We start from the raw sequence: 13,769 nt of genomic DNA on the forward strand, positions 1-13,769 counted from the left end.
ACACGGTGTCAACGTCAAGTGCTTGGCCTTGGGTCGCCGGGGCTTGACCTTGACCGCATGGGAAGGTGCAACATCGCCCCCATGAACTCGAGCACCACCATGCAGGCCGCACCCGCCGAGGGCGAGCTTTGCGAGATCGATCTCGGCATTGGCGGCATGACCTGCGCGTCCTGTGTCGGCCGGGTGGAGCGCGCCTTGCGCAAGCAGCCGGGCGTGGTGGAGGCGACCGTCAACCTGGCCACCGAGACGGCGCGCATCACCGCCAGCCCGGGCGATGCGGCCCTGGCGGCGCGCTTGAAACGTGCCATTCGCGACGCAGGCTATGAACCCCGGGCCATGGACAGCGACGTGAACCCCGATGCCGACCGGCTGTTGGGCGTGCCGCGCGACGCTTGGCCAGTGTTGCTGGCGGCCTTGTTGTCGGCGCCACTGGCTCTGCCCATGGTGGGTGATCTCTTCGGGCGCCACTGGATGTTGCCGGCCTGGGCGCAGTTCGTGCTGGCCACGCCGGTGCAGTTCGTGCTCGGCGCGCATTTCTACCGCGCGGCCTGGCACGCACTCAAGGCGCGAACCGGCAACATGGAGCTGTTGGTGTCGATCGGCACCACGGCCGGCTGGGCCTTGTCGACCTGGCTGTGGTGGCGGGCCGAGGCCGGCGAGATGGTGCACCTCTACTACGAGGGATCGGCCGTGGTCATCACCCTGGTGATGCTGGGCAAGTGGCTGGAGGCGCGCGCCAAGCGGCAGACCACCGAGGCCATACGCGCGCTGCAGGCCTTGCGGCCCGAGAAGGCACGCCTGCTGCCGGACGGCGTGAAGCGCACCGAGACGATCGAGGTGGCGGTGGAAGAGTTGCTGCCGGGCGATGTGATCCAGATCCTGGCTGGTGAGCGCTTTGCGGCCGATGGCGAAGTGGTCGAGGGCCAGACACAAGCGGACGAATCCATGCTCACGGGGGAGGCGATGCCGGTCAACAAGGCGCCCGGCGACGCGGTGACGGGTGGGTCGCTCAACGGCGAAGGCGTGGTGACGGTGCGCGTGCGGGCCAGTGGCGCCCAGTCGGTGCTGGCCCACATCATTGCGCTGGTGCAGGACGCCCAGGCGGGCAAGGCGCCGGTGCAGCGCCTGGTGGACCGGGTCGCGGCGGTGTTCGTGCCGGTGGTGCTGGTGATTGCGCTGATCACCTGGATCGGCTGGACCGTGGTTGGCGCCGCGCCGGCCGATGCCTTGTTGCACGCGGTGGCGGTGCTGGTGATTGCCTGCCCCTGCGCCCTTGGCCTGGCCACGCCGGCGGCCATCATGGCCGGCACGGGTGTGGCGGCGCGCCACGGCATCCTGATCCGTGACGCCCAGGCGCTGGAGATCGCCCACCGCATCGACACCGTGGCCTTCGACAAGACAGGCACATTGACCGAAGGCCATCCGCGTCTGCTGAGCTGGCAGGTGGCACCGGGTCTGGACGAAGCGGCGGTGTTGTCCAGCGCGGCCTCGTTGCAGGCCGACAGCGCCCACCCACTGGCGCGTGCGGTGGTGCAGGCCGCGCAGGCACGTGGCTTGACCTGGTCGTCGGCGCGGGAGGTTCAGTCCGTGACCGGTCGCGGTGTGCGCGGCGAGGTGCAGGGCGAGACCCTGCTGCTGGGCAGTCTCAAGTGGATGGAAAGCCTGGAATTGACCCTGGGGGCGTTGCAGGCAGCGGCCGATGCGGCGCTTGCGCAGGGTGCGTCGGTGTCGGTGCTGGCCAGAGACAAGGGGCCGGTGCTGGCGGTGCTGGCGTTTGGTGATGAACCGAAAGCGGGAGCCAGCGAAGCAATCGCCGGTCTGCGCGCGCAGGGCTTGCGATTGGCACTGGTGTCGGGCGACAACCGGCCGGCGGCCGAGGCGATGGCCCAGCGTCTGGGTCTGCGTGCAGAGGCCGGTGAGGTGATCGCCGAGGTCTTGCCAGGCGACAAGGCGGCTGTGATCCGCCAGTTGCAGCAAGGTGGCCATGTGGTGGCCATGGTGGGCGACGGCGTCAACGATGCACCGGCGCTGGCCGCCGCCGACGTGGGCCTGGCCATGGGCCACACCGATGGCGCCAGTGCCGACGTGGCCATGCACGCCGCGGGCATCACGCTCATGCGCGGCGAGCCCTTGCTGGTGGCGGCGGCACTGGACATTTCGCGCCGCACCGTGGGCAAGATCCGCCAGAACCTGTTCTGGGCGTTTTTCTACAACGTGGCGGGCATTCCGCTGGCGGCGCTGGGCTTTCTCAACCCGGTGGTGGCCGGTGCGGCCATGGCCTTGAGCTCGGTGAGCGTGATGAGCAACGCGCTGCTGCTCAAGCGCTGGCGCCCTTGACCTTCGTCAAGGCGCACAGGCGGTGGTCGTGGGAAGCTCGCGCCCCCGACCGTGCCCTGTGAGGAGACGCCCATGAAACGCGACGCACTGCGCATCGTGCGCGACGAACACGCCAGCCTGGCGGCCATGCTGCAGGGCATGCTCGCGATGATCCAGCGCGGACCGGAGACCGATGGGCCCGAGCGCTTCTTCGATGTGCTGCGGGCCATGTTGTTCTACGTGGCGGAGTTCCCCGAGAAGCTGCACCACCCCAAAGAGTCCGACCTGCTGTTTCCGCGCGTCGCACGCGTGGCGCCGCACACGCTGGAGGCCATCGAACGGCTCGAGAAGGAACACATGGGCGGTGAGGGCCGGGTGCACGAGTTGATGCACCTGCTGATGGCCTGGGAGTACCTGGGCGAGCCCCGGCGGCAGCCTTTCGTCGACGAAGCCGAAGCCTATGTGCGCTTCTACCTGGCCCACATGCGGCTGGAGGAGCAGGTGGTGTTGCCCGCCGCCGAGCAATCGCTGGGCGAGGCCGATCGGCGCGAGCTTGACGCCGCGTTTGCGGCCCACATCGACCCGCTGAGCCCGGAGGGCTCGCGCGACCCGGCGTTCGACCGCTTGTTCACCCGCATCGTGCGACTGGCACCGTCGCCGGTGGGCGTGGGCTGAGGACGCGGCGCGTTCAGGCCTTCAGTGCCTGCAACAGCTCGTCGAAGACCCCAAGCAGACGCTGAACGTCCGGGGCCGTGGTCGCCGGGCTGATCAGCATCATGCTGTGGAACGGCGTGAGCAGGACGCCGCGGTTGAGCATGAACAGGTGCGTGAGGGCTTCGAGTTCGGTCTGTGCCAGCTCGCGCACATCCTGTGCATGCCGGGGGGTGCGCGGCATGAACTGCAGCTCCATGCGCGCGCCCAGGCGCGTCACCGTCCAGGGCATGGCACCCTGGCGAATGCGTTGCAGCAGGCCCGATTCAAGTGCCGCTGCGGTGCGCAGCATCTGGCTGTAGCTGGCCTCGGTGTGCAGGTGTTTGAGGGCGGCTTCCAGTGCCGCCATGGTGAGCACGTTGCCCGCCAGCGTGGTGCCGATGCCGCTGTGCCCTTCGGGCGCACGCTCCTTGGCGGCCACCATGCGCTCAGCCACATCGTGGGTGAAGCCGTATACCGCGCAGGGCAGGCCACCGGCCACGGCCTTGCCGACCACCAGCATGTCGGGGGCCAGCCGGTGCGCCTTGGCGTAGCCCCCCAGGGCGGTGGAGACGGTGTGGGTCTCGTCCATCACGAACAGCACACCGTGACGGCGGCACAGCTCGCGCGCGGCGCGCCAGTAACCCTCGCGTGGCGGCACCAGTCCGAAGTTGGTCAGTGCGGGTTCGGCCAGCAAGCACGCCACGTCGCCCTGGGCCAGTGCGGCTTCGAGCGCGCCCAGGTCGTTGAACGGCACCACGCGGGTGAAGGCATGGTGGTTGTGCACCTGACCCAGCACCGACGGCCGCGGCAGCGTTGAGCCACTGGTGCGGTCGAGATCGACCAGGGTGTCGTCCACCGCACCGTGGTAACAGCCGTCGAAGACCAGCAGTTGCGTGCGGCCGGTGATGGCCCGCGCCCAGCGCAGCACGAAGCGGTTGGCGTCGCTGGCGGTCAAGGCCATTTGCCACATGGGCAGGCCGAACACGGTTTGCAGGGCTTCGCCCACGGCCACGCTGCGTGTGGACGGCAGCATGCAGGTCAGGCCCTGGGCGGCCTGTTCGGCGATGGCTTTGGCCAGGGGCGCCGGGCTGTGGCCGAACATGGCACCGGTGTCGCCCAGGCAGAAATCCGCGTAGGTCAGACCGTCGGCGCAGGTGAGGGTGACGCCCTGTGCGCGCTCGACCGCCAGAGTGGCCGGGCTGGGCCAGTCGCGCATCCAGTGCAGCGGCACGCCGAACAGGAAGTGCGCGCGTGCGGCTTCGGCCTGCGCCATGGAGCGCGGGTGGGTGGCGATGAAGCGCTCGCGCTCGGCTTGCTGCAGGGTGGCGATGCGCTGCGCGGAAATGGCGTGGGCGGCGGCGGTCATGATCGCACTCTACGGCGCTGGCCGCCGGCGATCGAGTCCAGTGCAGGCAGACCCTGGCGGACCGCTGGCCTTCGGACCGGCGCGACAGCCTGCGTCGACGCAGCCGCCGACAATGCGCGCCGATGACGGCCACCTCTCCCGCTGTAGCGTTTCGACTGGCGCTTGCCCTGGCCTTTGGCGCGGCGGTGTCTTTGGGCATCACGCGTTTTGCCTACGGCCTGTTGCTGCCACCCATGCGCGCCGATCTGGGCTGGAGCTACACGCTGGCCGGCGCGATGAACACGGCCAACGCGGTGGGCTACCTGGTCGGTGCGCTCGCCATGCCCTGGCTCATGCGGCAGCGATCGGCGTCGTGGTGGTTTGTGGTGGGTGGCTGGGTGGCATCAGTGGTGATGGCCGCCAGCGGCTTTCTGGTCGATGCCAACGCCTTGCTGTTGCAGCGCCTGGTGGCCGGTGCGGCCAGCGCCCTGGTGTTCATCGCCGGCGGTCTGCTGGGCGCGCGTGTGGCGGCGCTGCATGCGCCGCGGGCGGGTTTGCTGCTGGGCATCTACTACGGCGGCACGGGCCTGGGCATCGTGGCCTCCGCGCTGGCGGTGCCGGCGCTGTTGGCCGCAGGGTCGGGTTCGCCACCGGCCTGGGCCTGGGGCTGGTGGGGCCTGGCCATGCTGTGCGCGCTGTGCTGCCTGTGCATGGCGTGGCCGGCGCGTGTCCTCGCCCGCCTGGAGGGGCCCGCGCAGGGCACGGCCGCGGCGGCGGCGCCACCCGTGGGCTGGGCGTCGATGGGCTGGGGCCTGGCGGGCTACGCCCTGTTCGGTGTGGGCTACATCGGCTACATGACCTTCTCGGTGGCCCTGCTGCGCGAGCAGGGTCTGTCGGCGCTGGGCATCACGGTGTATTTCTCGGCGCTGGGCGTGGCGGTGATGGTGGCGCCCCGCGTGTGGGCCGGCTTGCTGGACCGCGAACGTGGCGGTGGTGCGCTGGCGCGGCTCAACGGCCTGCTGGCGCTGGCGGCGGTGCTGCCGGTGCTGGGGGGCGGCCTGTCGCTGGCCCTGGTCTCGGGCCTCGTGTTTGGCGGGGTGTTCCTGTCGGTGGTGGCCTCGACCACCGCCTTCGTTCGCCACAACCTGCCGCCCGCGCAATGGGCGCGCGGCATCAGCGCCTTCACGATCTGCTTTGCGGTGGGGCAGATCGTGGGGCCGGTCATCGTGGGCCTGATCAGCGACGGCGCGGGTGGGCTGGCGCGGGGGTTGGTGTTCTCTTCGGGCGCCCTGGCCCTGGGGGCTGTGCTGGCCTGGCGGCAGCGTCCGCTGGCAGGGCACCAGGGGCTTACCAACGGTCACGCCCCTTAGGCGCAGGGAAACACCTGCTCGGCACAATGCCCGCATGGTGTCGATGCGTCGTTGGGCTGTGTGGATCGGGGTGCCGTTGCTGGCGTTGGCGAGCTTGTTGTGGGGCTTGCACCGCTGGATCGGCAGTGATGATTTCCGTGCGCGGCTGGGGGCGGTGGCCAGCGAGACATTGGGTGCTCCGGTGCGTGCCGAGCGCCTGTCACTGGCACTGTGGCCCTTGCCAGCGGTGGCTGTCGACGGTCTGCGCATCGAGGCCCGCACGCCCCTGAGCCTGCAGCGGGTGGAATTGCGGCCGCAGTGGGGGCCGCTGCTTCGCGGTCGCGTGCAGGTGCAGACGCTGGTGGTGCGCAACGCGGTGCTGCCCGAGGCGACCATTGCGCTGATTGGTGCGCGGCTGAACCAGGGCAAGCCCGCTGGCAAACCGGCGGCCTCAGGCGACGGCGAAGCCATCGATTTTTCGGTGTTGCCGCGCGAGTTGGTGCTCGACCATGTGACCTGGGTGGCGGCCGACGGCACGCGCACCGGCTTTGACGCCGCCATGACGCTGGACGCCGACGGCTGGCCACACCGTGCGGACGCGGCCATCGTGGCCGGCGCGCACAAAGGGGCCGAGCTGCAACTGCGGCGCCAGGACGCGGCCACCGCCTGGCAATTGCAGGTGCGCATCGGGGGCGGCCACATCCGCGGCCCACTCAATGTGACCTTGCCCGCCGCCGACGCGCGCGAGCGGCGGGTGACGCTCAAGGGCCGGCTGCAGACCGAGGGCGTGGAGGTGGCGGCGCTCACGGCGCCCAGCCGCCCGCTCAGCGGCAGCCTGCAGGCCGAGACCGACATCAGCGCGCAGTTCAGCGAGCGCGTCAGCGCCGAGGCACTGGTGGCGGCGCTGCGCACCGACACCAGCTTCACCGTGCGCGAGGCCACGCTCAATGGGCTGGACCTGGCCAAGGCCGTCACCACGGTGGGCCTGTCGCGCGGCGGGCTGACCCGCCTGGACACCCTGGCGGGGCGCGTGGCCACACGCGGCAAGGCCATTCAGCTGAGCAACCTGGTGGCCAGCTCGGGCGCGTTGGCGGCCACGGGCGAGGTGGCGATTTCGCCCAGCCGGGCGCTGTCGGGCCGCGTGCGTGTGGACATGACGCGCGGCAAAGGGGGTCAGGTGGTCGGTGTGCCGCTGGCCGTGGGCGGCACGGTGAACGAGCCGCAGGTGACGCTCACCCGTGCTGCCCTGCTGGGCGCAGCGGTGGGCACGGTGGTGATGCCGGGTGTGGGGACCGGTGCGGGCGCCAACCTGGGGGACCGCCTGGGCGAAGGGCTGAAGGGCCTGCTCGGCAAGCCCTGAGGCGCTGACGCTGATGGCGGCGGTGGCAGCGTTCTTGCCGCCTCAGAGCAGCATCAACAACGGCAGCAGCAGGCAGCCCGCCAGCCACAGCAGCAGTGCCTGCCAGTCACGGCGCTGATCGCGGCGCTCACTCTCGGCGTCCAGGGCCGTGTCCCCCGCACCAAATGGGCGGGGGGCGTGCCGGGAACGTGTGACAGCGAACATGGAATCGGGCGGTGGCGTTGACAGCGTGCGAGGGACGATACGTCGCATCGCCTGGTCCGACCAGTGAACAAAGTCACAAGCTTTCCCTCATCGGTGGGAACCGCGGCGCGATCAGCTCTGAAAGTGATCGACGCAACACCGTGGGATCGACCGGCTTGTGCAGCACCGGCACGCCGGCTTCGCGCAACCGCTGCAGCCGCTCGGGCGCGGTCTCTCCGGTGATCAGCAGCCAGGGCAGATTGGGTGCGTGGTGCGCGCGCAGGCGTTGTGCGGCCTGCAGGCCGTCGGCGCCATCGGCCAGCCGGAAGTCGCAGATCAGCGCGTCGAAGGGCTGGCCGTTGTGTTGGGCCTGCCGCAGGGCCTCGCTGGCCCGCGCCTCGTTGTCGACCGCGGTCAGGGCCACACCCCAGCCGGCCAGGAGGGCGCCGGTGGCATCGGCGATGTCGCGTTCGTCATCGATCAAGAGCACCCGCTGGGGCATGGTGCTGACGTCGGTGGTGTCGGTGCTGCCGGTCGGCTGGGCGTTGGCTGCGGGGCGAGCGGCGCGGGGTAGCTCGATGCGAAAGCGTGTGCCCCGACCAACGTGCGAGCGCAGGTCGATCTGCAGTCCGAGCAGCGTGGCCAGACGCCGCACGATGGCCAGGCCCATGCCCAGGCCGCGGGTGCGATCGCGCCCCGGGTTGTCCACCTGGTAGTACTCGTCGAAGACGCGGCCGACGTGCTCGGGTGCGATACCGATGCCGGTGTCGATCACCTCCACCCACACCTGCTCCCCGCGCGCGCGGGCCACCAGCAACACACCGCCGCGTTGCGTGTACTTGATGGCGTTTTCGATCAGGTTGGCGAGCAGCCGTTGCAGCAGGTGTGCGTCGGTGTTGACCCACAGGTCGGTCGCGCGGATGCGCAGCTGCAGGCCGGCCTCCTCGGCGCGCGGACCGAACAGGGGCAGCAGCTGGGTGAACACATCGGCCAGCGCCACGTCCTGGCGCTCGGGCTCGATCACGCCCGCGTCCAGGCGCGAGACATCGAGCATGGTGTCCAGCGAGTTGCCCAGGGCGCGCACGGCGCCCATGAGGCGCTGCGCATGGGTGAGCGCCGATCGCCCTTGCAGCTCACGTTCGATCACCGCACCGAACAGGGCGATGGCGTGCAGCGGTTGTCGCAGGTCGTGGCTGGCGGCGGCGAAGAAGCGGGTCTTCTCCTCGCTGGCACGGCGTGTGATGGCCATCTGCTCGGCCAGCTGATCGGCCAGGGCTTCTTTTTCGAAGCGGGTGCGCAACGCGTCACTGAGCAGGTGATGCAGGTTGCGCGCAAACAGCATGGTGGCCATCAGGTAGACCAGACAACAACCCGCAATGAACCAGTGCAGGGTGTCGCCGTGCCAGGCCAGTGCGGTGATGAGCCCCAGCACCATGGGCAGTGAAAAGGCTAGCACCGAGGCCCAGCGCGAAGCCACCGCCGGCACACCGGCGCTGCTGATGCCCAGGATCACCAGAATGAGCAAGGCAGTGAGGGGTGGGTTGTCCACCGGCATGAAGAACCAGGGCGCCAACCCCCAGGTGAGGCTGTAGAGCAGATGCTCGCGGGCATGCACGCGCGCCCAGTGCGCGCTGCGGGCGTCGGCCTGCGGATCGCGCGCGCGGTTGCCCAGAAAGGGGTAGCGCGCGGTCTGCACGATGTGCAGCAGCCACCAGGCGATCACCCAGGGGTCGCGCAGTTGCCACCAGTACAACGCAGCCATGCCCCAGCCCAGCGCCACGTCGGCCAGCATCGAAGGCAACAGGTTGCGGTACAGCGCGGCGACCTGCGCGCGCTGCACGCGCTCGGCGATGGTCAGCGACGCTGTGGCTGAGGTCACCGCAGCTGGCTGATGAGCTGCGCCCGCGAGCGCACGCCAAAGAGCAGCAGCAGGGCCGAGACGTGGTTCTTGACCGTGCCTTCGCTGAGGTGGGCACGCTCGGCGATGTCGCGGTTGGAGGCCCCCGCGAGCAGCCATTCCAGTACCTGGGCCTGGCGTTCGGTCAAGGTCAGGCGCTGGCCGTTGACGCCGTGCCACGTGGACACCGTGGTCTGTTCCCGGCGCAGTGGTGTGACATCGGCCTGATCGTCGGGACCGAAGCTGCCCTGCGAGCGGATGAAGTCGATCACGTGGCGCAGGTCGCCAGATTTCGGCAGGTAGGCCAGCGCGCCGCGCGCGATGGTGTGCCGCGTCAGGCCGGGGTCGTTCACGCCAGAGAGCACCACCACCGGGGCCTGCGGCCAGGCGCGCAGGAAATCGTCGAGACCACTCATGCCATGGGCATCGGGCAGGTGCAGGTCGAGCAGCACCAGGCGGATCTGGTGGCGGTGATGGCGGTAGAGCTCGATGGCTTCGTGCAGGGTGCGCGCCTCGAACACCGGTACGTCCTCGCCGGTGTCCGCCGCGTGCGACTGCACCAGTGTGAGCAGGCCCAGGCGGACCAGATCGTGGTCGTCGACCAGCAACAGACCGCGCGCACGCTGGTCGGTGGGAGGGTGGTCGAGCAGCGCTTCCATGGCCGGCATGGTAGGCAGCCGCGGGCCCGACGGGAAGTGACCAAAGTCATTGGCTTCCCCCTTGGGTGGGGTGGACGCCGGGGTGTGCCAGCAAATGGCCCCTTGGGAGTGCGGGACGAAGGCGTATCGTCGCCGCCCAGTTCCTCTCCGGTATCCCCCCGCGCGTTCCATGGCTCTCGGTCACTTTGCTTTCGCCAACAACACCAACCGCTTCCTGGCCTGCGAGCCCTTGGGCGATCAACCCTTCGCGGTCTGCGGTGTGCCCTACGACGGGGTGGTGACCAACCGCCCTGGCGCACGCTTTGGCCCGCAGGCCATCCGCGCGGCCAGCCTCATGCTGTGCGACGGTATTCACCCGGTGTTCGATGTGTCGCCGCTGCCGCTGGTGGGCGATGCGCTCGACATGCGCCTGCCCAACGCTTCGCCGTTGGCCGAGGTCCGTGCCCACATCGAACGCCAGGCCAGCGAGCTGATGGCGCGCCACCACTGCGTGTTTCTGGGCGGCGACCATTCGGTCACGCTCTCGCTGTTGCGGGCGGCGCGCGCGCGGCACGGGCAGCCTCTGGCGCTGCTGCATTTCGACGCGCATTGCGACACCTGGGTCGATCATTTTGGCGAGCCCTCGGGCCACGGCACCTGGACCTACGAAGCGATTCAGGAGGGGCTGGTGAGCCCGGCGCACAGCGTGCAGGTGGGCATTCGCTCCAGTGGCGAGCGCTCGGCGCGCGAGTACGTGGCCGATCGGGGTGGCGAAATCTTCACCGCGCGCGCTCTGCGCGGCCTGGATGGCGAGGGCCTGGCGCCGACGCTGCAGTCCATCCGGACACGGTTGGGCAATCGGCCGGCCTATCTGACGCTGGACATCGATGTGCTCGATCCGGCGTTCGCGCCCGGCACCGGCACGCCCGAACCCGGCGGGCTGACCAGCTCACAGGTGCTGACCTTTCTTGAGGGGTTGACCGATCTCAACTGGATCGGCATGGACTGCGTGGAGGTGGCACCTGCCTACGACCACGCCGAGCTGACCAGCAACGCAGCGGCCTGCTTTGTCTGGACTTACCTGGCGGGACAGGTCGCCAAGCAAGGGGCGCGCTGACATGTCCCTCATTGGTTCGGATACCCAGCTCAACCAGCAGAGCTACTACGAAGCCAGCGTGCAGCGGGGGGCGCCACGCGCGCCCCTGCAGGAACACCTCAAGGTCGACGCCGTGGTGGTGGGTGCGGGCTTCAGCGGCTTGTCGGCGGCGCTGGAGATGGCACAGCGCGGCCTGCAGGTGGTGGTGCTGGAGGCCGATCGCATCGGCAGTGGCGCCAGCGGCCGCAACGGTGGCCAGGCCATCGTGGGCTATGCCAGCGGGCAGGCGCCGTTCGAGGCGCAGCTCGGGCGCGAGGACGCCGATCGTGCCTGGGCGATGTCGCTGGAGGCGATCGACCTGATCGACCGGCGCATCGCCGAGCACGGCATCGATTGCGACCGCACGCTGGGCTATGTGTACGTCGCCGAGGGCGCACGCAAGGCGCGCGCGCTGCGCGAGGAAATGGACGGCCTGGCCGCGCGGGGCATTGCCGTGGACTGGGCCGAAGGCCAGGACGTGGCGCGCCACATCCGCACCGAGCGTTACGCCGCGTCGGCGCGCGAGACGCGCAGCGGCCACCTGCACCCGCTGAAGTACGCGTTGGGCCTGGCCCGCGCGGCCGAGGCCGCGGGCGTGCGCATCTTCGAGCACTCGGCGGTGATGGCGCTGCAGCGTGGCGACACCCTGGTGGCGCGCACTGCCCGGGGTCAGGTCACGGCGCGCTTTGGCGTGCTGGCTGGCAACTGCATGCTGCCCGAATACGGCCCCGCGGTGGCGCCCGAGATTGCCGCGCGCATCATGCCGGTGGGCACCTACATCATCGGCACCGAGCCGGTGGACCCCTCGCTCGCCGAGCGGCTCATCCCCGGGCAGGCGGCGGTGTGCGACAACAACTTCGTGCTCGACTACTACCGCTTCAGCGCCGATCACCGCATGCTCTTCGGCGGTCGCGTGAGCTACACCACCCGCACCCCCGCGCGCCTGAAAGAGACCATGCGCGCGCGCATGGCGGCGGTGTTTCCGGCGCTGCGCGAGGTGCCGGTGGCGCATGTGTGGGGCGGCTTCGTCGACATCAGCATGAACCGCGCGCCCGACTTTGGCCGGCTCGGCAGCAACGTGTACTACCTGCAGGGCTTCAGCGGCCACGGCGTGGCGCTGACGGGCCTGGCCGGTCAGCTGGTGGCCGAAGCGGTGCTGGGGCAGGCGGGTCGCTTCGATGTGTTCGCGCGCTTGCGCCATCACCGGTTCCCGGGGGGGCGTTGGATGCGCACGCCCAGCCTGGCGCTGGGCATGTGGTGGCACCGCTTGCGCGACGCGGTGTGACGCGCCAGCGTCCTCAGCCCGGCAGCGCCCGCTGCACGGCCGCCGTCACCATCGGCCCGCAGCGCGCGATTTCGCCCAGCGTGGCGTAGCCGTAGCCGATGACCAGGCCGCGCAGATCGGTGCGGCGCAGGCAGTAGGCCGACAGTGGCCGCACGATCAGGCCCTGTTGCGCAAGTCGGTGGGCGATGGCCTGGTCGTCGGTGCGTGCCGGCAGGCGCAGACACAGGTGCAGGCCCTGTTCGGCACCGCTGATGCGGGGGGCATCGGGGCCGTCGCCCAGCACCGGGCGCAGCGCCTCGAGCAGGCATTGGCGCCGTTCCGCATAGGTCTGGCGGGCGCGGCGCAGCGAGCTGGCGAAGTGGCCCATTTCGATGAACTCGGCCAGGGCTGCCTGGGTCGGCATGTGACCCGGTCGGTGCAGGTCGTAGTGCGCCTGGCGAAAGGCCTCGATCAGGCCTTTGGGCACCACCAGATAGCCCAGCTTGAGGCCGGGGTACAGCACCTTGGAGAAGGTGCCCATGTAGAGCACGCGGCCGTCGGCGTCCAGGCCTTCGAGGCTGGAGATGGGCGGGCCGCTGAAGCGGTACTCGCTGTCGTAGTCGTCTTCGAGCACCCAGGCGCCGTGCTGGCGCGCCGTGGCCAGCAGTTGCTGGCGCCGCGCCAGCGTCATGACCGCGCCGGTCGGGTACTGGTGCGAGGGCGTGACGTAGATGAGCTTCGGCGGCTGCGCATCGTCGGCCTCGCGCGGGTGGATGCCTTCGTCGTCGGTGGCCACCGGGTGCACCGTCAGGCCGGTGGCGATGAAGGCCTTCATCGCGCCCCAGTAGGCCGGGTCCTCGACCCAGACGGTGTCGCCGTGATCGGCCAGCAGCCGCGCGCACAGCTCCAGCGATTGCTGGGTGCCGGTGGTGACGATGACCTGGTCCGCGTCGAGCTGCACGCTGCGAAAGACGCGCAGGTAGTCGGCGATGGCGCGCCGCAGGGGGGCATAGCCGCCCGAGGTGTTGTAGTCGAGCATGTCCGGGTAGGTCATGCGCCAGTGTTTGTTCTGCAGGCGTTGCCACAGCGCCAGCGGAAAGGCGCTGAAGTCGGCGATGCCGGGCGTGAAGGGCTGCACCTCCAGGCTTTGCGCGCTGAAGCGGTGGGCCAGCGCATCGCCGCGTTGGGACAGGCGGGCCGCCTGCAGGTGCGGCACCTGACCCGGTGCGCCCCGGGCAGCGCGGTGGTTCACACGCGGCACGTGGTCGTTGACGTAGGTGCCGCTGCCCACGCGGCTGGCGAGGTAGCCCTCGACGCTGAGCTGATTGATGGCGGCGACCACGGTGTTGCGCGACAGGTCCAGGTCCTGCGCGAGGTCGCGGCTGGAGGGCAGCCGTTCGCCGGCGGCGAGCTTGCCGTCGAGCATGGCGCGGCGCAGGGCTTCGTAGAGCTGGCGGTGCAGGGGCAGGGCGTCCTGGGTGCCCAGTCGCGTCATTTCGGCCAGCAGAAATTCGGAAAGCATCGTCGTGCCCGGATCAAATGGCACCCCGAGATGGGCGCAACTGGCTCTCATTGTGATCCAATTTGCC

At 70.0% G+C, this 13,769-nt stretch carries 11 protein-coding genes; 6 read left to right on the forward strand and 5 right to left on the reverse strand.

Features of this window, described 5'->3' with window-relative positions:
* Nucleotides 1-81 precede the first annotated feature (81 nt).
* On the forward strand, nt 82-2,337 hold the full coding sequence (locus KF871_RS03280; RefSeq protein WP_291138262.1) for a cation-translocating P-type ATPase: 2,256 nt from the start codon (nt 82-84) through the stop codon (nt 2,335-2,337).
* Nucleotides 2,338-2,409: 72 nt separating this feature from the next.
* Complete coding sequence (locus tag KF871_RS03285) at nt 2,410-2,991, forward strand: hemerythrin domain-containing protein (RefSeq protein WP_291138264.1); 582 nt, start codon at nt 2,410-2,412, stop codon at nt 2,989-2,991.
* Between the two features lie 13 nt (nt 2,992-3,004).
* Here the strand turns inward: KF871_RS03285 and KF871_RS03290 are convergent, their stop codons facing one another.
* Nucleotides 3,005-4,375, reverse strand: a complete 1,371-nt coding sequence (locus KF871_RS03290) for an aspartate aminotransferase family protein (protein WP_291138266.1) — start codon at nt 4,373-4,375, stop codon at nt 3,005-3,007.
* A gap of 122 nt (nt 4,376-4,497) precedes the next feature.
* Between KF871_RS03290 and KF871_RS03295 the strand changes: the two genes are divergently transcribed.
* Together KF871_RS03295 and KF871_RS03300 are read left to right on the forward strand one after the other, a co-directional pair.
* Nucleotides 4,498-5,724, forward strand: coding sequence for a YbfB/YjiJ family MFS transporter (locus KF871_RS03295; RefSeq protein WP_291138279.1), 1,227 nt, complete (start codon nt 4,498-4,500; stop codon nt 5,722-5,724).
* A gap of 34 nt (nt 5,725-5,758) precedes the next feature.
* Complete coding sequence (locus KF871_RS03300; RefSeq protein WP_291138280.1) at nt 5,759-7,063, forward strand: hypothetical protein; 1,305 nt, start codon at nt 5,759-5,761, stop codon at nt 7,061-7,063.
* Nucleotides 7,064-7,105: 42 nt separating this feature from the next.
* Here the strand turns inward: KF871_RS03300 and KF871_RS03305 are convergent, their stop codons facing one another.
* The 3 genes from KF871_RS03305 to KF871_RS03315 all read right to left on the reverse strand — a co-directional run bounded on the left by KF871_RS03305 (nt 7,106) and on the right by KF871_RS03315 (nt 9,802).
* Nucleotides 7,106-7,267, reverse strand: coding sequence for a hypothetical protein (locus tag KF871_RS03305; RefSeq protein ID WP_291138282.1), 162 nt, complete (start codon nt 7,265-7,267; stop codon nt 7,106-7,108).
* A gap of 73 nt (nt 7,268-7,340) precedes the next feature.
* Nucleotides 7,341-9,125 (reverse strand): hybrid sensor histidine kinase/response regulator, encoded by a 1,785-nt coding sequence (locus tag KF871_RS03310; protein ID WP_291138283.1) that lies wholly within the window; start codon nt 9,123-9,125, stop codon nt 7,341-7,343.
* Nucleotides 9,122-9,802: a response regulator transcription factor gene (locus tag KF871_RS03315; RefSeq protein WP_291138284.1), complete on the reverse strand. Its 681-nt coding sequence runs from the start codon at nt 9,800-9,802 to the stop codon at nt 9,122-9,124. The genes KF871_RS03310 and KF871_RS03315 overlap by 4 nt, the downstream gene beginning before the upstream one ends.
* A 169-nt stretch (nt 9,803-9,971) precedes the next feature.
* Here KF871_RS03315 and speB point away from each other — a divergent pair, with 169 nt between their 5' ends.
* Both speB and KF871_RS03325 read left to right on the forward strand, forming a co-directional pair.
* A complete protein-coding gene (speB, locus tag KF871_RS03320; protein WP_291138286.1) occupies nt 9,972-10,898 on the forward strand; it encodes an agmatinase in 927 nt (308 codons plus the stop codon).
* 1 nt (nt 10,899) lies between these two features.
* The gene (locus KF871_RS03325; protein ID WP_291138295.1) at nt 10,900-12,201 is read left to right on the forward strand and encodes an FAD-binding oxidoreductase; all 1,302 of its coding nucleotides are present in this window, start codon (nt 10,900-10,902) and stop codon (nt 12,199-12,201) included.
* 13 nt (nt 12,202-12,214) lie between these two features.
* Here the strand turns inward: KF871_RS03325 and KF871_RS03330 are convergent, their stop codons facing one another.
* Nucleotides 12,215-13,702, reverse strand: a complete 1,488-nt coding sequence (locus tag KF871_RS03330) for a PLP-dependent aminotransferase family protein (protein WP_291138296.1) — start codon at nt 13,700-13,702, stop codon at nt 12,215-12,217.
* Nucleotides 13,703-13,769 lie beyond the last annotated feature (67 nt).

The organism is Hydrogenophaga sp. (assembly GCF_019635465.1).
In the GTDB taxonomy this organism is placed as follows: Bacteria; Pseudomonadota; Gammaproteobacteria; order Burkholderiales; family Burkholderiaceae_C; genus Hydrogenophaga.